The following is a 22,031-nucleotide window of genomic DNA, read 5'->3' on the forward strand; positions in this document are numbered from 1 at the left end:
GATGGTGGCGGCCCTGGCGTTCGGGGCGGCGTGTGGGGTCGACGACGACGAGGGCGGCCCCGGCGCCGGCGGGCCGGAACGGGACGCGACCGCGGAGTCGGCCGGAATACCCGGGGCGGGGATCCCGGAGATCGACGCGGTGATGCCGCTTCCCGCCGGCGCGGTGATCAGCACGGACGTCCCCGCCGGCCTGCCCGACGAGAACGACGAGAGCTGCGATCCCCTGCCCAGTCTGCGGCCGAACGACGCCACCCCCGCGGAGAGGGTGCCGCGGATCCTCGAGCGGGGTCGACTGATCGTGGGACTGGACCAGGGCTCCAACCTGTTCTCCTTCCGCGACCCGGCCAGCGGCCAACTCACCGGCTTCGACGTGGACCTGGCGCGCGAGATCGCCGCGGACATCTTCGGCGATCCGCGGCAGGTGGAGTTCCGGTCGCTGACGTCGTCGAACCGGCTCGAGGCGCTGGAGAACGACCAGGTGGACGTGGTGATCCGGTCGATGTCCATCACGTGCGCACGGCGCGAGCGGGTGACGTTCTCGGTGCCGTACTACCAGGCCTACCAGCGGGTGCTGGCGGTGCGCGGGTCGGGGATCACGGAGATCGAACACCTCGAGGGCAAGCGCGTGTGCGTGGCCGCCGGGACGACGTCGGCGTCGCGGTTGTGGGAGGAGTTGGATCGGATCACGGTGCTGTCGGTGAACACGTGGGCGGACTGCCTCGTGGCCATCCAGCAGAACCAGGTGGACGCGATCACCACCGACGACGCGATTCTCGTGGGCATCACCGCGCAGGACCCGTACCTGGAGATCGTGGGGCCGCAGCTCGACGCGGAGCCGTACGGGGTGGGCATCGCCAAGTCCACGCCGGGCGACAACACCGACGGGCTGGTCCGTCAGGTCAATTCCACGCTCGAACGGATCCGCGCGGACGGCACGTGGAACCGCATGTACTCGACGTGGTTGTCCGGGCTGGGGCCCAACCCCGGGATGCCGGTGCCCAGGTATGTGCCGGAGGAGCAGCGATGAGTTACCGGAAGTGGGACGACCCGCTCGAGGAGGGCGAACCCAGCGTCGGTACGCAGGCCACGATGCGGACCGAGGCGGTGGCGGTGACGGAGGCCGCCACGGCGACCGGACTGACCGAGGCGACGGGCGCGTTGGAGGCCACGGGCGCCATGGAAGCCACCGGGGCCATGGGGGCGACCGGGCAGCTCGAGGCCACGGGCCCGCACGTCCATTCGGGAAGCATGGCGGAGACCGGGGCGGTCGAGGCCACCGGCGCGGCGTCGATGACCGGGTTCCTCGCCGACACCGACCCTGGTGGCGGCAGCAGCCCGGGCCGGGCGGGCCCGGCGCGCGCGGCGGGCGCGGCGGGCGCGGGGCGGAGTCATGATCCCGAGTCCCGCACCGAGTCCGTCCCCGGCGCGCGGTCCTCCGCCCGGACCGGCGAGGTGATTACCGGCGACCGGTCGACCTCGGCACCGTTCCGCATGCGGCACCCCGACAAGCCGGAGGACCGCCCGAGCCAGGCCGCCGAGGGTCTGGTCGATCTGCCGTACATCATCCCCGTCGACCCCACCTCGGCCATGTTGGAGCCGGAGGACATCGAGGCCGAGTGCGCGGCCTCCGACGGCAGGCTGCCGCGGCCCGAACTGTGGCCCGGAGACATCGTCGCCGACCAGTACGAGGTCCGCGGTGCGCTCGCCCACGGCGGGATGGGCTGGATCTACCTGGCGGTCGACCACAACGTGTCCGACCGCTGGGTCGTCCTCAAAGGCCTGCTCCACGCCGACCAGGCCGAGGCCCAGGAGGTCGCCGTCGCCGAGCGGGAGATCCTGGCCGAACTGTCCCACCCGTCGATCGTGCGTATCTACAACTTCATCCACGACGACTGGGCCACGTCGCCCACCCATGGCGGGTACATCGTCATGGAGTACGTCGGCGGCCCCAGCCTGCGCGACGTCCGACGAGCGGCACCCGGACGGGTGCTGCCGGTGGAGAAGGCCATCGCCTACGTGCTCGAGGTCCTGCAGGCGCTCTCCTACCTGCACTCGGTGGGACTGGTCTACAACGACCTCAAACCCGAGAACATCATGCTCACCGAGGACCACGTCAAACTGATCGACATGGGTGCGGTGTCCGGCGTCGGGGACTACGGGCACATCTACGGCACCCCCGGTTTCCAGGCCCCGGAGATCCCCCGGACCGGGCCCACCATCGCCTCCGACCTGTACACCGTCGGTCGCACCCTCGCCTCGCTCATCGTGCGGCTCCCCGTGGTCGACGGCCGCTACGCCGACGGCATCCCCTCCCCGATGGAGGAACCGGTGTTCAGCCGGTACGACTCGCTGTACCGGTTCCTCCTGCGCTCGACGCACGAGGAACCCGACTCGCGGTTCCGCAGTGCCAACGGGATGGCCAACCAGCTCATGGGCGTCCTGCGGGAAGTACTCGCGCTGCGCACCGGGGTCCCGCACCCGGCGTTCTCCTCGGTGTTCTCACCCCAGCGATCGACCTTCGGCACGCTGTTCACCGTCGAGCCGACCGACTTCCTCGTCGACGGCCGCGCCCGCGACACGACGCTCACCGGGTCCGAACTGGTCGACGCCCTGCCGGTGCCGCTCATGGAGGCCTCCGACCCCGCCGGCCGCATTCTCGCCGCGACCTCGTACACCTCGGTCGAGCAGCGGATCGACACCCTCCTCGAACTGTATTCCGACACCGAGTCCGAGGCCCACGAGAGCGTCGGCGTAATCATGTCACTCACCCGCGCCTACCTCGAGAGCGACGATCTCGCCGCGGCCGAGGCGCTGCTGGAGGAGAACGCGTACCGGATGCCCGCCGAATGGCGGCTGGTCTGGTACGACGGCGTGACCGACCTGCTCAAGGGCGACCCCGTCGGGGCGTATCCCAAGTTCCAGAGGGTGCTCTCGGCCATGCCCGGCGAGAACGGCCCCAAGCTGGCCCTGGCCGCGACGGCGGAACTAATCCTCGACGTGTGCCCCGAGAGCGACCGGGCCCGCTGGGCACGCTCGAGCGAACACTTCTACCGCACGGTGTGGTCGGTCGACCGGTCGGTGATCAGTTCCGCGTTCGGGCTGGCGCGCCAACTGCAGCGTCGTGGCGAGGTCAAGTCCGCCATCGAGGAGCTCGACCGCGTCCCGCCCAACTCCCGGTACTCGGCGCTGGCCAACCTCACCGCGATCCTCCTGCTGTGCCAGGGCCGCCCGCTCGACGAGACCGAGGAGTCCCACCTCCGCGAGGCCGCCCGCCGTGTGACCAATCTGTCCGCCGGTGAACACCGCGCGTTCCAGATCCGGCTCACCGTGCTCACCACCGCACTCGCCTGGGTGCAGCTGCCGGGCAACGAGCCGTCCCCGTCCCCCCTCATGCGCGGCGTGCCGTTCACCGAGTTCGGGCTGCGCTCCGGCGCGGAGACCGTCCTGCGGACCCTCGCGCGGTCCACGGAGACCCGTCAGCAGCGGTTCAGGCTCGTCGACCAGGCCAACAGCATCCGTCCACGCACCCTGTTCTGAGTCCGCGGGGGTTCCACCGGCCTCGGGCGCTCCCACCGGGCCGGGCGGCTCAGCCCTCGCGGTCGAGAGCGTGGTCGAGAGCGGGGTCGGTGGCGAGGGCCGGGTCATCGTGGCGGCGGCGTCGCCGGGCGAACAGGATGAGCGTCGCGCCGGCCGCCGCCGCTGTGAGCGCCCACAGCACGAGCTCGGCCCCGCTGACGCCGGTGGTGGCCAGCGACCCGCGGACCTCCGAATTGGCGCGGATCCACGCGTCCGACGGCGCCCCCTCGCGCGGTGTCACCGCACTCTCCGCGACCCGGCCGGTGGCGTCGCCCTCGCCGGTGACGGGACGGGTGAGGCGCGAATCAATGGCGTCGTCCGCACCGTCCGGCGGGTGGGGGCCGTCGGAGGCGCCGGGGCCGTCGGGATGGGACCGGTCCGGGCTGGGAGCAGTGGAGGTGGCCGGCACGCCGCTGGCCGAGCCCTCCGACCCTCCTTCCGAGGTGCTGCCGGTGGAATCGCCGGCCGAGCCTGCGAGAGAACCCGGGCCGGCGAGGGAGCCCAGGGCGGGGCCGAAGACACCGATCACCACACCGATGACGCCCCCGACGATGACCGGCCACACGATGTCCGGCAGGTCCGTCGAACCGCCGCCGGAGGTGGGGTGGACCACCACGCGCCGGACAGAGGTGTAGGTGGCCCCTCCGGGCATGGTGACCGAGAACGAGATGTCGTAGGTACCGGCGCGGGTGAGAGTACCGGTCAGGGCCCCGTCCTCGAGTCGCATGCCGGGCGGCAGCGTGTCGGTGACCACGTCGAGCACGGTGCCCTCGGGCGGGGTCGGGAGGAATCGTTCGGGCCCGTACTCCTGTCCCACGGTCACGTCGGGCAGCCGGTTGAGCGGGTCGGACGGATCGGTGCCGATCAGGTCCTCGGTGGTGTCGGGCAGTCCGTCGCCGTCGCGGTCGAGGCCGTCGACGTCGGAGAACGACACCCACATCCTCGGACTGACACTCTGCCGCTGCGCACTGTTGGGGGCGTCGAGCGGAACGGAGACCTCGTCCACCACTCGCGCCGACTCCCCCGGCCCCAGTTCCAGGGCGGCCACCGTGGCGCCGCGGGCCGGAGAGCCCCCGGCCTGGCCGGTACCCGCGCCGTACAGCATCACGGTCCCCGAGTCGGCGACTGCCGCGCCGGTGATGCTCGACCGCACCGCGAACTCGGCGCCCTCCGACACCACGAAGTCACCGACTCCGACCGCATACCGGCCGGTGCGGCCGGAGTCGGCCGCATTGCGGACGTGATAGGTGCGGTCGACGGATTCGCCGGGGAGCATCGCGCACGGGTCCACGTCGGGGATGCTGGCGCTCGCCCCGGGCGGAGCGGGGCCTGCGGGCGGAGCGGAACCCCCGGGCCCACCGGCCGGGTCGCAACCCCACGAACCGAGAGCGAGATCCGGGGCGTCCGTCCAGATGGAACCGTCCAGCGAGAACTCCAGATCGGCGCGGGCATCGAGGGCCGGCACCGTCACCTCCTGAGCCACGGACGCCCCGCCCAGAACCAGGGTGGCGACCGCCGCCAGGATGAGCGGCACGATCCCGCGACTCCTGGGCCAACCCTGCGTCGGGCCGGGAGGCGGCCCGTGCGAGGGCCGGTCGTCCGGAGAGGAGGGTGAGGCGTGGGGCATCGTCCGACTTTGTCCAGCCCGGGCTCGGATGCCGGGGATCACCCCGCACTCTATAACTAAAGTTGTTCTTAGCAAATATGGACGGGGTTATCCTCCCAGGCCCAGCACCTCGTCGCACGCCCGCGCGATCGCCAGTTCCTCGTCGGTGGGCACCACGAGCACCGTCACGCGACTGCCCGGGGTGGAGATGACCCGCTCGCCGGTGCCGTTCTCGTTGGCCTCGGCGTCGATCTCCACTCCCCAGCCGCGCATGGTCGACAGCGCATCGGCCCGCAGGCGTGCGACGTTCTCCCCCACCCCTGCCGTGAACGTGATCGCGTCCACGTCGCCGAGGACCGCCCAATAACCGCCGATGTAGCGACGCAGGCGATGGATCACCACGTCGTAGGCCAGCGTGGCGTCCTCGTCGCCATCGTCGACCCGCGTCAGGAGTTCGCGGAAGTCGCGCGCCCCCGACAAACCCTCCAGCCCCGACCGGCGGTTGAGCAGGGTCGAGACATCCTCGGGCGACATGCCGCGGTCACGGATGAGGTGGATGATCAGGCCGGGGTCGAGGTCTCCGGGTCGTGTACCCATGACCAGTCCCTCGAGGGGCGTCAGACCCATGGACGTATCCATGGCGCGGCCACCTTCGATAGCGGACGCCGACGCCCCGTTGCCCAGGTGCAGGACGATCTGGTTGAGCTCGCCGTACGGGCGGCCCAGGACGTCGGCGGTGCGGCGGGAGACGAACTCGTGGCTCGTGCCGTGGAAGCCGTACCTGCGCAGGTCCCACTCGCGTGCCGTCTCGCGATCGATGGCATAGGTGTGGGCGGCGGCGGGCAGGGTGTGGAAGAACCCGGTGTCGAACACGGCCACGTGCGGCAGCCCCGGCAGCAGGTCGCGGGCCACCCGGATGCCACGCAGGTTGGCCGGGTTGTGCAGAGGGGCGAGCACCTCGAGCTTCTCGATGTCGGCCTCCACCTCCGGCGTCACCTCGACCGGCTCGTGGAAGGCCGGCCCGCCGTGGACCACACGGTGGCCGATCGCCTCGACCCCCAGGTCGGTGGGATGGACGTGCAGCTCCTTCGCCAACTCCAGTACGTGACCGAGCGCGGCGGTGTGGTCCGGGAACTCCGCCTCCGCGGTGCGTTCTTCCGCACCGGCACCGGCCAGGTCGCTGCGGCGAACGGTCAGCGTGCCCACGGGCTCACCGATCCGCTCGACCAGCGCCCAGGCCAACTCACCCTCGACGGCGGTGTCGAGGATCTGCAGCTTCAGGGAGGAGGAGCCGGAGTTGATGACGAGCACGCGGGTCATGAGTCGCTTCCCTGGAGGTCTCCGACGCCCTGCGCCTGGACTGCGGTGATGGCGACCGTGTTGACGATGTCCTCCACCAGCGCACCGCGGGACAGGTCGTTGATCGGCTTGCGCAGCCCCTGGAGGACCGGGCCGATCGCGACCGCGCCCGCGGTCCGCTGTACGGCCTTGTAGGTGTTGTTGCCCGTGTTGAGGTCGGGGAACACCAGGACGGTGGCCCGGCCGGCGACCGGGGAGTCGGGCATCTTCTTGGTCGCGACGGTGGGGTCGACGGCGGCGTCGAACTGCAGGGGCCCGTCCACGACGAGGCCGGCAGCCGGATCACCCTCGGTCGCCTCGGCGATCCGCGACCGCACGAGTGCGGTCGCCTCGCGCACCTTGTCGACGTCGGCCCCACTGCCGGAGTCCCCGGTGGAATAGGAGAGCAGCGCCACACGCGGGTCGATCCCGAACCGCGAGGCGGTCTCGGCGGACGACACCGCGATGTCGGCGAGCTGCTGGGCGGTGGGGTCGGGCACCACCGCGCAGTCCCCGAACGCCAGTACGTGGTCGGCCAGGCACATGAGGAACACGCTCGAGACCGTCTTCACGCCGGGGCGGGTCCGGATGATCTCCAGGGCGGGGCGGATGGTGTGCGCGGTGGTGTGGGCTGCGCCGGAGACCATGCCGTCGGCGAGCCCGGTGTGCACCATCATCGTGGCGAAGTAGGAGATGTCGAGGATGCGGTCACGGGCCACGTCCGGGGTCATGCCCTTGTGCTTGCGCAGCTCGACATACTCATCGGCGAACCGATCGGCGTGCTCGCTCGTCCGCGGGTCCAGCAGTGTCGCGCCGCTCAGGTCGATGCCCAGCTCGTCGGCACGCCGACGGATCGCCTCGGGGTCACCGAGGATCGTCAGGTCGGCCACGTCGCGCCGCAGGAGTCGGCCGGCGGCGTGCAGGATGCGGTCGTCGTCGCCCTCGGGGAGCACGATGTGGCGCTTGTCGGCGCGGGCACGCTCGAGGAGCTGGTGCTCGAACATCTGCGGCGTCATCACGTCGGGCGCGTCGACCCGCAGCGGCGCGAGCAGTTCCTCGGTGTCGACGTGCTTCTCCATCAGGCTGAGCGCGGTCTCCACCTTGCGCCCCGAGCCCGAGAACACGCGCCCGCGGGTCTCGGCGGCCAGACGGGCGGTGTCGTAGGTGCCGTGACCCGTGCAGATGATCGGGAGGGTGGAGCGCATCCCGCGGACGAGCCTGTCCAACGCCGCGTTCGGCCTGACCCCGCCGTTCCAGATCATCCCGGCCAGCGAGGGGAAGCCTTCGGCGGCGTGTGCGGCGAGGATCGCCAGGACCGCGTCGGTGCGGTCGGCGGGGACGATGACGACCATCCCGTCGACCAGTCGCTCCAGGATCCGGTCACCGGTCATGCCGCCGACCATCACGGCCATCGCCTCGCGGTCGAGCAGGGCCGGGTCGCCGGAGTAGAGCTCGCCGTCGACCGCCTCCATGAGCTCACCCATCGTGGGCGCGGTGAGCAGCGACTGGGAGGGCAGCGTCCAGGCCGGTACGTCCAGCGAACCGAGCTCGGCCCGGATCTCCTCCAGCGCGCCGGGATCGCACCGGTTCACGACGACTCCCACGGGGTGGGCGTGCTCGACACGCAGCTCCTCGAGGGTGAGCCGGGCGTTGGTGCCGATCTCGGCCGGGGTGCGGTCGGATCCGCGGAGCACCAGCAAGACGGGGGCGCCGAGGTTCACGGCGATCGTGGCGTTGAAGTCGAACTCGGTGGGGCTGGGCACCCCGGTGTAGTCGGTGCCGACGATCACCACGACATCGCACTGCCGGGCCACCGCCTCATATCGGTGCACGATCTCGCTCAGGGCGGCGTCGCGGTCGGAGTGCACGCGCATGTTGGTCACGCCGATGCAGTCCTCGTAGTCGAGGTCCACGGTGGTGTGCTGCAGCAGCATCTCCACGATGCGGTCGCGTACCGGTTCCTCGTCCTCGACGCCGGGACCGGCGGGACGGGGCGCGACCGTGATTGGGCGGAACACCCCGACCCGCTGGACGGTCCCGGCCAGGATGCGCAGCAATCCCAACGCGACGGTCGACTTGCCCGTGTCGCCCTCGGGGGCCACGACGTAGACCGCGGACGAGGAGAGCGGCTCACCGCCCGACTGGGACGGGATCGAGAGTGCGGCGACGTCGGAGTCGGACAACTCGGCCCCGGTGGGATCGCCTGACCCCGAGGCGCGGGGTTCGGACGCGAGGGTGTCGGACGCTACGGACTCGGGGGGAAGGGATTCGGGCACGGGGGCATTGTGACAGCGCCGGCGGCGCAGCACACCTTGTACACACCCGACGGCCCGATCCCCCACCCCGGTCCGGGGCGGGTCGTCACACATCGGTGAGCCTGTCGACGCCGGGAGGCAGCCACGTGCACAGGCCGGGCGAGGCGGCGTTCACCACGGTTGTCCACCCTCCGGGGCCGTCGCCGACGAACCCGTGGTGGACGGGACAGCCGAGTGCCCCGTTGGCGACCGTCGTCGGCCCGCCCCTGGACCATTCCCTCACGTGGTGGAACTGACTTCGCCTGGCCGGGGCGGTGCACCCGGGGAAGGTGCACCCTCCGTGGGAGGCGTAGAGGACCAACCGCTGGATCGCCGACGCCAGGCGCCGATCGGGGTGTGCGTCCACGTCGATCCGGTGCAGCTCCTCCCGGCCGTCGCGCAGCAGGGAGACGAACCACGGCATCGTTCCGGCCATGGAGACCGCCTGCCGCACGCTGAGCTGGGTGCCGGCGTCGGTCTGCACTAGCGTCGTGGGGTCCTCGAGCTGCTCCGGTGTCACCCGCACGACGATGGTCGCGATGCCCTTGGGGCGGGCGGGGTCGACGGTCGAACCGAGGGCCCACTGGTGCACCAGGGCGTCGTGGGCGCGCTGCTCGGGGGTGCGCTCGTCGGACCCGGGTTCACACTCCACGGCGCCGCCGGGCCCGCCGAAGTCGCACAGTGCCCTCTCGACCAGGGCGCGGCCGCGGGGCGTCAGGGTCATCGTCAGGGTGCTGGTGCCGTCGGACCGGACCGCGCCGAGCCGCGCCGAGCGCTGACGTTCCTGGTGCTCTTCGCGGTCCCGTCCGCGGTCCGGGCACAGGGCGGCGACCCGGCGGGCGGCCTCGGCCCGCAGGTCGGCGGGCGCCGCCGTGCGGGCGAACTCCGTGAGCTCCTCGGCGAAACACACCTTGGCGTCGCCGCCCATCGTTCCGGGCAGACCGGAGACGGCTCGGGCGATGATCCGCTCGTGCTCGCCGGTGATCTCCCCGTTCGCGGCCGCCCGCCCGGCCGGGGTGGCCTGACGTCCTCCGGCGTCGATCCGACCGTGCACCGTGCCCTTCGCCAGTCCCAGCTTCTCGGCGAGGAGCGCGGCGACGCCACCGGCGGTGCGTCCCTTCTGACGGTGCAGCGCCGCCAACTCGGCAGTGGCACGGGAGCCACTGGCGTCCAGCCGCCGGGCCACGACCTCCACGCGACCCACCGCGTGGGCGAGCGCGTCCGCGTCGTGCTCGGCCCAGTCGACCGCGCACAGCGTCTCCACCGACGCCTCCAGGAACGCGAGAACGTCGGTCAGCGGGGCCGGCTCGTCCCGCTCACCGCCCCGCCCCTCCGCATCCCATACTCCCTGTTCCATACCCCGAAGCATAGAACACACGTACGACACGAACCGGTCCGGAAGCGCATCGTCGCAGCTCGGCCCGCGTCATCCCCGCGAAGTCATGAGGCGGAACTTGAGCTCGTCGAGCATCGCGCCGATCTCCGTGCTCACCAGCGCGCGATCCAGTGCGACGAGCCGGGGCAGGACGGCGTCGGCGGCGTCCCACCGGCGGCGGTCGAGGTGCTGCGACGCGCGCGAGTACAGCAGTTCGAACTCGGCGAAATCCCGAACCCGGTCCGTCGCCAGCTCTCCCAACCACATACCTTCGCGGCCCCGGCTGTCCGCCGCCTCGATGACCCGCCGAACGGAGACGAGGGTCGCCCGCGGCCCGGCCCCGCCGTCGGCGGCGCCTCGCCCGCCGCCGTCGGCCCGGTCGAGCTCGGCGACGAGCCGATCCGCTACCCGGGCCATCACGTCCAGCTCGTCGAGCAATCCGCTCACCAGGTCCCGCTCGGCCGCGACGTGCGCCCCGCTCCGGGCGGCCTCGGCCCGGGTGCCGGCGCGCGCGACCTCCCCGCCCAGCCGGAACAGTTCAGCCGCCGCCGAGTCGACGGCGGCCCCGGCCTCGCGGGCCTCCCCGAGAAGGCCGCGGGCCCGATCGGCGAGATCCGGGGCGCCCCCGGGGGTCACGGTATACCCCTAGTCGACGACGACGAGGACCAGCCCGAAGTCCCCGGCGTCGTCGGTCCACACGGTCGGGCCGACGAACCCGTGGCCGGCGAGGTCGTCGGCGAGTGCGTCCGGCTCGAACTTCCGAGCGATCTCGGTGCGGATGCCCTCCCCCGCGGCGAGGGTTCGCGAGCGCCCCAGCGTCGGGAAGTCGACGTGCACGTCGCGGACCGCCCGCAACCACATCTCGATCCTGCTCTCGGCGGCGTTCCACACGGCCTCGTGGCGGAAATCGCGCCTGTCCAGCCCGGTGCACTCGACGGTCCGGGCGATCACGTCGAGCATGTTGAGGTTGAATTCGGCGGTGACGCCGTCGGCGTCGTCGTAGGCCGCGACCAGCCGCTCGGGGCTCTTGACGAGGTCGAAGCCGAGCGCCAACCGGTCGCCCGGGTCCATGACGCCGCGCAGCATCGCGAGGAACTCTGCTCGCTGGGCCTCGCTGAAATTGCCGATCGTGCCGCCGAGGAAGAGCACCAGCCGCCCGCCCGGCTCGCCCGGTAGCGGGCCGTCGAGGGCGGTGAGGTCTCCGACGACCGGGACGACACGCAGTCCGGGGTACTCGGCCGTGAGCGCACGGGCGGAACCGAAGAGCATCTCGGTACTGATGTCGACCGGAACGAACAGTGGGCCGGCTGGATCAGTGGCGCCGGTCGGGCGGGAGGCGAGGACGTCGAGCAGGACCCGCGTCTTCTCGCAGGTCCCGGCCCCGAGCTCGACGAGTGTGTCGGCATCGCCGACGATGTCGACGGCCCGCGTCCGCAGGATCTCCGCCTCCGCGCGGGTGGGGTAGTACTCCGCGAGCCGGGTGATCCGGTCGAAGAGCAGGCTGCCCTTCTCGTCGTAGAACCAGCGGGGCGGCACGGTCGGCGGGTCGTCGAAGAACCCGGCGCGCAGATCCGATTCGAGCGCGGCGGTGTCGGGATCGGCGGTGCTCGTCGTCGTCGTTGTCATCGTTGTTGTCTTTGCTGTTGTTGCACCGGGGACGTCGGGCCCGGCGGCGCCGGGCTGGGCGGCCACCTCGCGCGCGCCGGTCACCGGGCGAGCCTCAGTCCCGCGGCCGCCCACCTCGAGGCGGCGGGATAGAAGTTCCGGTAGGTGTGCCGCGTGTGGCCGGCGGGCGTGAACGCACTGCCACCGCGGAGGACATGCTGGTCGGACATGAACTTGCCGTTGTACTCGCCGGCCGCGCCCTCCTCGGTGACGAACCCCGGATACGGCAGGTAGGCGCTGGCGGTCCATTCCCACACGCCGCCGATCGTCCGCTCCGCGGCGGGCCGCGGGTGGCAGCGGTCGGGGTCGAGCTCGTCGCGGATCTCCCAGCCGGTGGTGGCGACCTCCCATTCGAACTCGGTGGGCAGCCGTGAGCCGGCCCAGCGGGCGTAGGCGTCGGCCTCGTAGAAGGACACGTGGATGACGGGCTCGGCGTCGACGACCGGCCGCCGGCCGCTCAGCGTGAAGGTGGTCCACTCACCGTCGGCGGCGGTCGTGGGGCCAGCGGCGCGGCCGACCGGGCTGTCGTCCTCACGTCGCCAGTACCCGGGCGCATCCAAGCCCTCTGCCTGGACCGTGGCCCAGCCGTCGGACAACCACAGTTCGGGCCGGGAGTAACCGCCGTCGGCCATGAACTGCTTCCACTCGCCGACGGTGACCTGGCGGGTGGCGACCTCACCGCCGGGGATCCACACCCGGTGGCGGGGACGCTCGTTGTCATAGGAGAACGCGGGGCCTGCGGCGGTGGCGGGGCTTGCGGCGGTGGCGCCCGAACCGTCCCCGACGTCGGAGTCGCCGGGAGCCGGGGCGCCGACCTGCGCGACCCCCTCGGCGACGGCGAGCCACTCGGTCTCCCCCGGCGCCGCTCCTGCCGGGTCCGCCGCCCTGTGGACGTAGACCGGGTCGGTCGGGTTGTGCGAGAAGAGGTGCTTGATGTCCATGAGCAGCAACTCCTGGTGCTGTTGCTCGTGATGGCAGCCCAGCTCCAGCAGTTCGAGGCCACGCTCGTCGACCCGGCCCGCCTCGAGGGCGTCGACGACGGCCTCGTCGATGCGGGCGCGGAAGTCCCCGATCTCCGCCACCGACGGGCGGGTGACGAGCCCGCGCTGCGGCCGCGGCTGCCGTGGGCCGACCGCCTCGTAGTACGAGTTGAACAGGAAGCGGAACACCGGCTCCGGCGAGGTGTAGCCCGGCAGCCGACCCAGCACGAACTCCTCGAAGAACCAGGTGGTGTGCGCCCGGTGCCACGCTGCGGGGCTGGCCGCGGTCATCGACTGGGGGATCTGGTCCTCCGGGCTGAGCCGGGACGCGAGCAGGTCGGTGAGCCCCCGGACCTGCTGGAACTTCTCGACCACGCTCTCGGCGCGGGCAGTGGTGGCGACGGTTCCGGCTGTCATGGCTTCCCCCGTGGGTTGTGGTCGACGGCAGGCGGTCCGCGCCGGCGGACCCCTCGGCCCCCGACGCTGACCGCCACCCTAACCACGGTGTGGCCGCCGTCCCACCGATCCGGCCGTGCCCGGACGAACGGCGGCGATGCCTACCGGAACGGGAGCGGGCCCGGCTTTCCGGCACGCTCGGCGGCGATGTTGCGTCGCTCGTGCTCGAGCAGCCGCAGCCGGTACTCGGGGCAGTTCCCCATGCCGCCATCGGCGCGGATCACCCGGTGGACGGGGATGACGAACGGCACCGGCACCAGCGTGCACAGCCGGCCGACGCGACGGGCGTTGCGTGGCCGGCCGGCGTCGATACTGACCTGGCCGTAGCTGGAGGTCTCGCCGTAGGGGATGTGCTGGATCTCGCGGTAGACCTCACGTGAGAATTCATCGTGGACCCCGGCCGCCGCCCAGTCCAGCGGGACGTCGAACCCGCGGAGCCTCCCGGCCAGGTAGTCCTCCACCTGTTCCGCCAGGCGGGCGAGGTGCTCCGCCGCGGCGCCGGGCTCGGGATCGCGGCCCTCGTCGTCGTCGTGATGTTTCACGTTGAACCAGGTCGCGGCGGCATCCCTGTGGTCGAGCTGGTCTGCGTCGAGCTGGTCCGCGTCCACCTGGACGAGGCGCGCGATGCCGTCGGGGGTGGCCTCGACGAGCATCAGCCCGGCCGCGGTGGTGAGTACGTGCGTGACACCGCGGGGCGTCCGGGGCGCAGGCGCGCTCACACGGGACCCACTCACACCAGGCCCGCTCACACTGGGCCCACTCACACCACGCTCGGGCGGTCCGGGTTGGTGACGTCGGCGTCGGCGGTGTCGAGCTTCTCGAACAGGGCGTCGGCGCCGTCACGTCCGATGGCGGACATCTCCGCGGTGGTGATCGGCACGGCCTGCAGGCGCGTGAGCAGGGGGCCGGTGCCGTCGGGGCCGCCCGTCTCGTCGACCACCTGCAGGTCCGGCCACAGGAACGGCGGCGTGAGGACCAGGTGCTCGCACGTACGGCCGGGATCGACCAGCCCGACCGCGTTGGGGATCACCGCGCCGGGCGCCACGTGGATGGAACCGGTGGCCACCGCGAGAGCGCACGCATCCAGGACGTCCGCCATGGCGCGGTGCCCGGTACGACCGACGGTGACGAACTCGGAGCGGATCTGCCGCCCCTCGGGCGTGGTGACGTTGGTGGGGAGCTCACGTGCGCCCACGGTGGCGTAGGTGGAGAAACCGGGCGCGGGAACGTCGTCGACGACGACGATGTCGCAGTGCCAGTCCGTGGTCTGTCCCTCCTCATCCGGCTCGGTCTCGTGCGGATAGCGCAGGACGCGGACCGACTCCTTGTGGCCGAGGATGCCCTCGAGGCCGGAGAGATCGGCCGTGTCCGGGCCGGGGAGGTTGGTCTCGTTACTCATGCCAGGGCTCGCAGACGCGGTTCGAGGTCGGATTTGAACAGGTCGAGGAAGCGTTTCTGGTCGTGGCCGGGGGCGTGGAAGACCAGGTGGTTCAGGCCCGCGTCGACGTACTGACGGACCTGCTCCACGGCGTCGTCGGGGTCGGAGGCCACGATCCACCGCTTGGCGACCTGCTCGATCGGCAACTCATCGGCGAGGCGCTCCATCTCGCGCGGGGAGTCCACCGAGTGCTTCTGCTCCGGAGTCAGGGACAGCGGCGCCCAGAAGCGGCAGTTCTCCAACGCCGCCTCCGGGTCCGGGTCGTAGGAGATCTTGATCTCGATCATCCGATCGATCTGCGCCGAGTCCCGCTCGTTGATCCCCGCGCCCTCCTCCACCGCGGGCAGCAGCTTGTCGGTGTACAGCTCCATCCCCTTGCCCGAGGTGCAGATGAACCCATCGCCCACCCGGCCCGCGTACTTGGCCACCACCGGACCACCCGCCGCCACGTACACCGGCACACCGCCCTCGGGCACGTCGTAGAGGAACGCATCCTTGGTCGAGTAGTAGTCACCCTCGAAATTGGTCGTCTCACCTGTCCACAGCTCGCGCATGAGCCGGACCGACTCGCGCAGGCGCGCGAACCGCTCCTTGAACTCCGGCCACTCACCCTGGTGGCCGGTGGCGATCTCGTTGAGCGCCTCACCCGTACCCACACCGAGGAAGATGCGGCCCGGGTACAGGCACGCCATCGTCGCGAACGCCTGCGCCAACACCGCCGGGTTGTAGCGGAACGTCGGGGTGAGCACCGAGGTGCCCAGCTGCAGCCGCTCGGTGCGCTCCCCCACCGCCGTCATCCACGCCAACGAGAACGGCGCATGACCACCGTCGTGACGCCAGGGCTGGAAATGATCCGACACCGTGGCCGAATCCATCCCCGCCTGCTCCGCCATCACGGCGAACTCCACCAGATCACGCGGACCGAACTGCTCGGCCGACGCCTTGTAACCGAGCTTCAGGGACGGGGTGTCGGGCATCGGCTTCTCCTGCAGGTAGGCATGTGACCAGATTCACCTCTGGCGCGCGCGGGGCACGGGGCCGAGTATGCCAATACGGCCCGTCGGGGGTGTGCATGTTGACAAGCGCCACCCCTGCGCCTTCATGACCACCGGAAACGACGGAGCGCGCTCCCTCTCACAGTCTGATCTAATACTTTCCCGACCTCACCACCTCGGGCCGATCGACTGATCGGTGCACTGATCTGCGAAAACAATCCCTACCCATGCTTGCGCGCTTGTTAATAAGTTCGTAATGTACTCACCGGGTCGCCGCAGCGGCTCTGTGTCGCTCGAGTCCGAAGCCAGTCCGAGGCCGACACGCCCCATTCCCAGGATCATCGCGTGGTCCCCCCTTGGAAAGGCAGGGCGCACATGGACGCCACCTCCACCCCCCTCGACCCCGACGCCCAGCGGAAGCAGGACCGGGCCCGCAAGCGCAAGGCGATCCTCGCCGGCGGCGTGGTCCTCGGCCTCGGCGCCGCGGTGACCCTGGCTGCGTGGTCGGACGATGTGTTCGCAGACGGCACGTTCAACACCGGTTCGTTCGACCTCATCGGGTCGCCCGGAAACACAGTTGCCCTGGACGAGGCCGCCTATGACCAGTACGAGACCACCGCCGGATCGGCTGACCTCAGTTTCCAAATCGATGCGCTAGAGATGTATCCAGGTGAGACGGTGGCTGCCCCATTCAGTATTGCCCAGCCGACCGGCACTGACGTCGACGGCCGAGTGTGGATGTACGAGGCGACTGCGTCAGGCGTACTCGCTCCGCACCTGAGCTACGCGATCAGGGTTATCGGCGACCCCACCGAGTGTGTTGCTGATGATCCGTCCACCACTCTCGACGATTCAGCTGCCGTCACAGCGCTCCCCGCCTGGAACGACGGAGTGTTCACCGCCACTTCGACCACAGTGTCCAACACGGCCGGCCAGCGCGACATCCTCCCGGGCGAAGACACCCAGGACCTGCTGGTTAAGCAAGACTTCCTCAACCAGCAGCACTTGTGCATCCAGGTGACCCTGGAGGATGACGAGGATGCCATCGGGCTGCTTGACACCACATCTCCCTCGTCCATCGTCTGGGACTTCAGGGGCGAGTCCGAGACTCCGACCAGCTGATCGCCAGATCGGCTTGCCAGCAGGGTGTAGGTATTGGCCGGGCGAGACAGCCTCTCGCCCGGCTTCATTTACATACTCCCTCGCTCGCCAATGCCCGCTCTCATCACCGATTGCCCTGCAGCGAGAAAGCTGAGTGCTCGTGTCCAGCTCCGGTTCGCCCTCTCGGCCCCGGGCTCGTCGTGCTGCCGTCACGGCTGCCGGGGGGCTGGGGCTCGTGCTGGCCCTGGCTGGGGTTAGCCAGACCGAGACAGTGGCCGCCTTCGCCGATTCGGTGTGGGCCGGCGGCACGTTCAATGTGGCCGAGGTGGTCGACCTGGAGAGCTCCCCCGAACTCAATGGAACCTTCGCCGATCACGACAGCGAGAACGCGCTCGAGATGTTCTCCACTCCGCTCTCGCTGGTTCCGGGCCAAACCAAATACGCTCACTTCTATATTCGAACTTCCAGTCTCTCCGTAGCCTCGACGGTTTCGATGTCTACTGCCAGCAACGCTCCGACAGCGGGCACTCCCGAATTAGCATTGTGGGGCACGTACATCAGATACGGAGCTCGCGCTGTAGAAGCGAATGCAGACCCGGACTGTAGTACTGCATTTGGGGCTAGTCCTCACGGGACACTGCTAGTTCAGTCCGGGAGCGGTCTCGGGTCGGTCCCAGCCGCGACTTTCGACTTGCTAGCCACAGGCGATAACACGATCAAGGTGTGCTTCGAGTTCTCACTCCGTGATTCTGCGGTAACCGCCAGCCCAAGCGTCAACGGGGCATCGATCGAACCCACGTGGACCTTCACAGGGGAGGCACCCACCCCATGACATCCCCTGCCGCCGACAGCGGCGCCCCCCTGCAAGGCGACACGGGCCGGACGTCCAGAAGACCGATATGGTCACGCGTCGAAGACTTGCTGCTCACACTTCTCGCCGCACTCGGAGTCGTCTGCATCATCGCCACCGCTTCCGCGTTCGCTCTCAACATCAGCTTGATCATGTTCAAGACCGGGTCGATGTCTCCCACCATTCCCACTGGCTCCCTCGCCGTCGTCAGACAGATACCCGCCTCCGACATCAAGGTGGGCGATGTCACCACGGTCTCGCGAGGCGAGGGCCGACTACCGGTGACCCATCGCGTGGTGTCCGTGACTCCGCTCGGTGGCGGCACCTACTCGATCGAGATGAAGGGCGACGCCAACGATTCACCGGACTCGCAACCGTACGAGGTGACCGAGGTCAGGAAGGTGCTCTGGCACGCGCCCGGGCTCGCCTACGTGGTGTCCGCGGTGAGCCGACCCAAGTACATGGCCGGGATCACCGTCGCGGCTTCCCTCCTCGTTGTGTGGGCATTCTGGCCCCGGAAGCAGTGACATGAACGTTTCCCGCCCCTCCACCCGTCTCCGGAGTTTTGCGGCGTCCGTCGGCGGGCTCGCTATCGCTGGCTTATTAACGTTATCCGGCGCCGTTGGCGGGGGCACCGAACTGACTGAGGCAGCCTGGAACGATACCGAGGTGGCGAAGGCCAGTATTGAGACGCGATGGCCAACAGCTTTCGCGTCTGTGGTAGCTGGCTCTGTCAAGTCTGCTGATGCGGCCGTAAACAATGACGGGATGACATACCAATCGGTCTTTCGGTGGACCACGCAACTCGACAAGCCCCCGATCTCCCCGACGAGGGAGACAACTACCTCGAAGCCGGGATTCACAAGGACTTGGGATCAGCGCTATCAAGGCCTCGGGGAGGCAGTTCGAGACGGAGCCTCAAACCCTAACCCCCTCGGCGACGTCGATCCTGCAAGCAACTCTCTGCACAATTGGGGCGCCATAAAAGAGTTTTCGAATCCCGGCCTATTCGGTCCTTTCCGAATGCCGCCGCGGAACTATCGGTGCCTCTCCATAAGCCCTACCTTATCCGAGCAAGCCAACTGCGGTCAGAGCAATAGCTTCGCAGCGGCATCGAACACTACCGATGCTTTTGGTTTTTCGATCGCGTCCAGCAACGCCTACATCACTTTTCTGAATGCCGCGAACCTTTCCACATCGGTTAAGTGCGGAATGAACTCCGCTGAAGCGCACCCACCGACTGGGCGCATCGATATTGGCACAGAACAAGGCGCTTCGAATCCATACCTGAGCTACGGGACGTTCTCTAACAGAGTTCGAACAATCTGGGCATCGGGGCAGCCCCCCCACCCAAATGGGTTTACGAGCATCTCACTTCCTGACCGTCAGATCTCGGAAGCTTGGAACGTAGGCGCACTCGGCGGAAACCCTTACGTGAGGGTTATGCCCATCGTTACTAAACATGCCAGCGATTCAAACGGGCAACCCTACGCGATATCCGAAATCGCAGCATACGTAGAAATCTTTGACACGAACCTTATTCTGCCGAGCGAACTGCGGGCGAAGATGTATTTCGTTCTGTCTCGCTCGGAGTGTGGGGTTAGACGAATAGTCGACCCCTCTCTCCCCGCCCAGCGCGGAGTATTCCCTTCATCACTACCTGGGGGAAACGGGCTCACACCCTACAATCCGGCTATCCATCCTGCTCCGGCCCTACTTCAGGCCATGCCGGAGTCGGTGGACAAGTACGAAGTCAACGCCCTTGCGGCCGAACTCTTACCCACCACCACCCTGACCTCCCCGCTCGAGAACTCGACCGCATCCGAGACCACCACCTCGGCGCCGCCGAACCCCTCCGGAGAGGACGCGTCGACAACCGCGGGAACGACCACCGCCGCGACGACCAGTACGACACGGCGGACGACCACGGTCACCAGCCAGGCGCCCACCGTCACCGCCTCGCCCACGAGCACCACCACCCCGCCGGCGACGAAGACGGTCACCACCACCTCGGCAGCGCCCGCGGTCGTCATTCCCGACGAACCCGGCACCCTGTCGCCCACTGCTCGACTCGAAGACGTCGGCACCGTGACCGTGGACGTGAACAGCGAAGACTTCGTCGTCGTCGCCCAGGGGACCACCGTCCCCACCGACGCTCAGCAGGGCGTGGCGGCGCTGGAGATCTGGCTGAACGGCGGCGACCCCGGCGACACCTGGGCGATGTTCACCTCCACCGACCCCGACGTGGACGGCTGGCGCTGGGCCGCCGTCAACCAAGAGACCGGCACCGTGATCTACATTCGCTGACGGCCGGGCGACACGCCGATCCTCGACGTGAGATTCGCCACTCGCCGGGGCCGAATGTAACGACTCGATGCCATCAGTCAATAATCTTGGTGAACGCGGCGATCACTGCGGCCCCGCCCGCACCAGAGCCCCCTCCTCTGGACCGATCTCCACCAGACGGCCCCTCGGAGGAGTCATGCGCATCCGGCACGCGGCGACCACCCTGGTCGCACTCGGTGCCGCCTCCGTCTGCGCACTCGGCGCGACGGTGATCGTCCAGGACCGCGAAGCGCAGACCCGCGAGTCCGAACTGCGCAGCTCGGCGTGGTCCGTCCAGGCGTCCACCGACTTCGGTACGACCTGGACCGCGCCCATCTCCTCCTACGGCGGCCACTTCCCCGTCCGCGTGGACACAGCCGGCCTGCGCAATCGCTCCGCCTACCAGCCCCTGACACTACGCACCACCGTCGACTCCCGGTCCGACGCCCACGTCGACATCGGCGAGGGCGCCCTCATCGAGGGAGACCCTGAGACCGCGTCCCATGTACGGGTCCGGGCCGTCTCGGCCCGCGGCGGAGCATGCGCCGCGCCAGCGTTCGACCTCGACTCGCCCAGCATCCTCGCCGGCGACAGTGACCGCCCGGTGCCACTCGACGCGCCGACGGTCGACGAACCGCTGGTCCTGCCCGGCGCCACCCGCACCACGCCCGGATCCCCGGTCACCGTGTGTCTCGAGCTGAGCATGGACGCGGCCGCCCCGGCCACCGACTCGATGCTCACGCTGGCCTGGCCGGTCGACATCGCCCGCGCCGACGCCGACTCCTAGCCGGCCCGGCGCAGGGCCCCAGCCCGGCCCGGCCGAGCTCAGCCACCACCCCACCGCGCCCCGGCCCCCCGGGACGCTCAGCGGCGCCCGGCGGCCTCGGCATAGATCCGCGCATGGGCCGCGATGACACTCGTTGGATCAGCGCCCGCGACCCGCGGCGGGACGGCCCGGGGATTCTCCAACGCCGCCCTGACCGCCACCGCCGCGGCGGACGGGTCGCCGGGATCGTAGATCTCCCCGGAATGATCGCCCGGATCACAACGGTCGAACCACTGCTCCCGCAGGAATCCCACCGCGGGGAACACCGGCGAGACGCCCAGGTCGCGGCACAACTCCAACCAGGTGGAATGGGTGGCGAACCGGTACGGCAACACGCACACGTCGAGAGCGGCGAACTCGGGCAGCACCGGCGCCAGGTCCAGCGACTCGTACCTCACCAACCGCACCGACTCCCAACCACCCTCGGCCGCCAGCTCCGCAACCAGGTGGTGCCCGCCGGCCTCGCGGTCCTCGCCGCACGCGTCGCGCCACGCCTGCGCCTCCACGACGATCCGCAGGTGTGAGCCCCGCCGCCCCTGCGCGACGGGCGCGAGCTGGTCCAATAGCTCCGGGCCGTCGATGTTCTCGCCCATCCGCTCCAGCAACACCCCCACCACCAGCGGGTCGCCGGGGCCGCGCAGGTGCTTCCCGGCGCGGATGGCGGAGGAGATCTCGTCCTCGTCCAGCAGCCGCGGGTGCGGCACGACCACCGGTTCGACGCCCCACCGCACCCACAGTTCGTGCGCCGCCACCTCGGTCAGCGTGATCACCGCGGCGGCGGCCTCGACCAACGTGCCGGTGTGATCGCGGTGCGGCAGCTCGTCCTCGTGGGACGGGTAGACGATGTCGTGGACGGTGAGCACCATCGGCACCTCGGCCCGCGACAGGTGCTCCACCACCCCGTCCACGCTCTCCGGCTCGAGGTAGTCGTAACCGAAGTGCACGTGCGCCAGGTCGACGCCGCCCAGCGGGTCCCCGTCGCGCTGAATCTCGCCCGACGCCTCATGTCCGGGATCGAACTCCGCGGGAGTCACCGCATCGGGCGGGGTCTGCCCGTTCACCACCCCGGGCCGGACGGGCACCAGCTCCACATGGCCCAGCCCGTCCAGGCCGGTGATCCGGCGAACCGCGGGGTGGGCGGCGGGCAGGACCGCTACCCGGGTCCGGGAATGTTCACCCCGATCAGACATACGATCAATCTAGACC

At 69.8% G+C, this 22,031-nt stretch carries 18 protein-coding genes; 6 read left to right on the plus strand and 12 right to left on the minus strand.

Annotated elements, in window-relative coordinates:
• The first annotated feature begins 1 nt into the window (after position 1).
• Positions 2–1,027 (plus strand): glutamate ABC transporter substrate-binding protein, encoded by a 1,026-nt coding sequence (locus VZF99_RS13410; protein ID WP_407336134.1) that lies wholly within the window; start codon positions 2–4, stop codon positions 1,025–1,027.
• Complete coding sequence (locus VZF99_RS13415) at positions 1,024–3,537, plus strand: tetratricopeptide repeat protein (protein WP_407335036.1); 2,514 nt, start codon at positions 1,024–1,026, stop codon at positions 3,535–3,537. The genes VZF99_RS13410 and VZF99_RS13415 overlap by 4 nt, the downstream gene beginning before the upstream one ends.
• 49 nt (positions 3,538–3,586) lie before the next feature.
• On the opposite strand, the gene VZF99_RS13420 is transcribed toward VZF99_RS13415, so the two are convergent.
• The 10 genes from VZF99_RS13420 to fgd all read right to left on the minus strand — a co-directional run bounded on the left by VZF99_RS13420 (position 3,587) and on the right by fgd (position 15,705).
• A complete protein-coding gene (locus tag VZF99_RS13420) occupies positions 3,587–5,110 on the minus strand; it encodes a hypothetical protein (RefSeq protein ID WP_407335037.1) in 1,524 nt (507 codons plus the stop codon).
• A gap of 180 nt (positions 5,111–5,290) precedes the next feature.
• Positions 5,291–6,502 carry an acetate/propionate family kinase gene (locus VZF99_RS13425; protein WP_182634446.1) on the minus strand — a complete coding sequence of 404 codons (1,212 nt, stop codon included), beginning with the start codon at positions 6,500–6,502 and terminating at the stop codon, positions 5,291–5,293.
• Positions 6,499–8,796 (minus strand): phosphate acetyltransferase, encoded by a 2,298-nt coding sequence (gene pta / locus VZF99_RS13430; protein ID WP_407335038.1) that lies wholly within the window; start codon positions 8,794–8,796, stop codon positions 6,499–6,501. The genes VZF99_RS13425 and pta overlap by 4 nt, the downstream gene beginning before the upstream one ends.
• A gap of 85 nt (positions 8,797–8,881) precedes the next feature.
• Positions 8,882–10,171, minus strand: a complete 1,290-nt coding sequence (locus VZF99_RS13435) for a DUF222 domain-containing protein (protein WP_407335039.1) — start codon at positions 10,169–10,171, stop codon at positions 8,882–8,884.
• 69 nt (positions 10,172–10,240) lie between these two features.
• Positions 10,241–10,825 carry a hypothetical protein gene (locus VZF99_RS13440; protein ID WP_407335041.1) on the minus strand — a complete coding sequence of 195 codons (585 nt, stop codon included), beginning with the start codon at positions 10,823–10,825 and terminating at the stop codon, positions 10,241–10,243.
• A gap of 9 nt (positions 10,826–10,834) precedes the next feature.
• Positions 10,835–11,815, minus strand: a complete 981-nt coding sequence (gene egtD / locus VZF99_RS13445) for an L-histidine N(alpha)-methyltransferase (protein ID WP_407336135.1) — start codon at positions 11,813–11,815, stop codon at positions 10,835–10,837.
• Between the two features lie 80 nt (positions 11,816–11,895).
• A complete protein-coding gene (egtB, locus tag VZF99_RS13450) occupies positions 11,896–13,251 on the minus strand; it encodes an ergothioneine biosynthesis protein EgtB (protein ID WP_407335042.1) in 1,356 nt (451 codons plus the stop codon).
• Between the two features lie 140 nt (positions 13,252–13,391).
• Positions 13,392–14,009 (minus strand): methylated-DNA--[protein]-cysteine S-methyltransferase, encoded by a 618-nt coding sequence (locus VZF99_RS13455; protein WP_407335043.1) that lies wholly within the window; start codon positions 14,007–14,009, stop codon positions 13,392–13,394.
• Between the two features lie 41 nt (positions 14,010–14,050).
• Positions 14,051–14,689: a suppressor of fused domain protein gene (locus VZF99_RS13460; RefSeq protein WP_407335044.1), complete on the minus strand. Its 639-nt coding sequence runs from the start codon at positions 14,687–14,689 to the stop codon at positions 14,051–14,053.
• On the minus strand, positions 14,686–15,705 hold the full coding sequence (gene fgd / locus VZF99_RS13465; protein WP_407335045.1) for a glucose-6-phosphate dehydrogenase (coenzyme-F420): 1,020 nt from the start codon (positions 15,703–15,705) through the stop codon (positions 14,686–14,688). Before fgd ends, VZF99_RS13460 begins: the two co-directional genes overlap by 4 nt.
• 393 nt (positions 15,706–16,098) lie before the next feature.
• Here fgd and VZF99_RS13470 point away from each other — a divergent pair, with 393 nt between their 5' ends.
• Positions 16,099–16,845: a SipW-dependent-type signal peptide-containing protein gene (locus VZF99_RS13470; RefSeq protein ID WP_407335046.1), complete on the plus strand. Its 747-nt coding sequence runs from the start codon at positions 16,099–16,101 to the stop codon at positions 16,843–16,845.
• An 897-nt stretch (positions 16,846–17,742) separates the two neighbouring features.
• A complete protein-coding gene (locus VZF99_RS13475; RefSeq protein ID WP_407335047.1) occupies positions 17,743–18,201 on the plus strand; it encodes a signal peptidase I in 459 nt (152 codons plus the stop codon).
• Between the two features lie 1,191 nt (positions 18,202–19,392).
• Here the strand turns inward: VZF99_RS13475 and VZF99_RS13480 are convergent.
• A complete protein-coding gene (locus VZF99_RS13480) occupies positions 19,393–19,707 on the minus strand; it encodes a hypothetical protein (protein WP_407335048.1) in 315 nt (104 codons plus the stop codon).
• A 67-nt stretch (positions 19,708–19,774) separates the two neighbouring features.
• Here VZF99_RS13480 and VZF99_RS13485 point away from each other — a divergent pair, with 67 nt between their 5' ends.
• Positions 19,775–19,981 (plus strand): hypothetical protein, encoded by a 207-nt coding sequence (locus tag VZF99_RS13485; RefSeq protein WP_407335049.1) that lies wholly within the window; start codon positions 19,775–19,777, stop codon positions 19,979–19,981.
• 175 nt (positions 19,982–20,156) lie between these two features.
• Positions 20,157–20,786, plus strand: coding sequence for a hypothetical protein (locus VZF99_RS13490; protein WP_407335050.1), 630 nt, complete (start codon positions 20,157–20,159; stop codon positions 20,784–20,786).
• Between the two features lie 77 nt (positions 20,787–20,863).
• Here the strand turns inward: VZF99_RS13490 and VZF99_RS13495 are convergent, their stop codons facing one another.
• Positions 20,864–22,015, minus strand: coding sequence for a hypothetical protein (locus tag VZF99_RS13495; protein ID WP_407335051.1), 1,152 nt, complete (start codon positions 22,013–22,015; stop codon positions 20,864–20,866).
• Positions 22,016–22,031: the final 16 nt, after the last annotated feature.

The organism is Dietzia kunjamensis (genome assembly GCF_045689975.1).
Classification (GTDB): Bacteria; Actinomycetota; Actinomycetes; order Mycobacteriales; family Mycobacteriaceae; genus Dietzia; species Dietzia kunjamensis.

Excerpts from the sequence above, each read along its gene's own strand:
- VZF99_RS13410 (WP_407336134.1), top strand. The coding sequence starts at position 2 with ATGGTGGCGGCCCTGGCGTTCGGGGCGGCGTGTGGGGTCGACGACGAC.
- VZF99_RS13415 (WP_407335036.1), top strand. The coding sequence starts at position 1,024 with ATGAGTTACCGGAAGTGGGACGACCCGCTCGAGGAGGGCGAACCCAGC.
- VZF99_RS13425 (WP_182634446.1), bottom strand. The coding sequence starts at position 6,502 with ATGACCCGCGTGCTCGTCATCAACTCCGGCTCCTCCTCCCTGAAGCTG.
- VZF99_RS13435 (WP_407335039.1), bottom strand. The coding sequence starts at position 10,171 with ATGGAACAGGGAGTATGGGATGCGGAGGGGCGGGGCGGTGAGCGGGAC.
- egtD (WP_407336135.1), bottom strand. The coding sequence starts at position 11,815 with ATGACAACGACGACGACGAGCACCGCCGATCCCGACACCGCCGCGCTC.
- egtB (WP_407335042.1), bottom strand. The coding sequence starts at position 13,251 with ATGACAGCCGGAACCGTCGCCACCACTGCCCGCGCCGAGAGCGTGGTC.
- VZF99_RS13460 (WP_407335044.1), bottom strand. The coding sequence starts at position 14,689 with ATGAGTAACGAGACCAACCTCCCCGGCCCGGACACGGCCGATCTCTCC.
- fgd (WP_407335045.1), bottom strand. The coding sequence starts at position 15,705 with ATGCCCGACACCCCGTCCCTGAAGCTCGGTTACAAGGCGTCGGCCGAG.
- VZF99_RS13470 (WP_407335046.1), top strand. The coding sequence starts at position 16,099 with ATGGACGCCACCTCCACCCCCCTCGACCCCGACGCCCAGCGGAAGCAG.
- VZF99_RS13480 (WP_407335048.1), bottom strand. The coding sequence starts at position 19,707 with ATGACGACCGCGGGCGCTGCCGAGGTGGTGGTGACCGTCTTCGTCGCC.
- VZF99_RS13490 (WP_407335050.1), top strand. The coding sequence starts at position 20,157 with ATGCGCATCCGGCACGCGGCGACCACCCTGGTCGCACTCGGTGCCGCC.
- VZF99_RS13495 (WP_407335051.1), bottom strand. The coding sequence starts at position 22,015 with ATGTCTGATCGGGGTGAACATTCCCGGACCCGGGTAGCGGTCCTGCCC.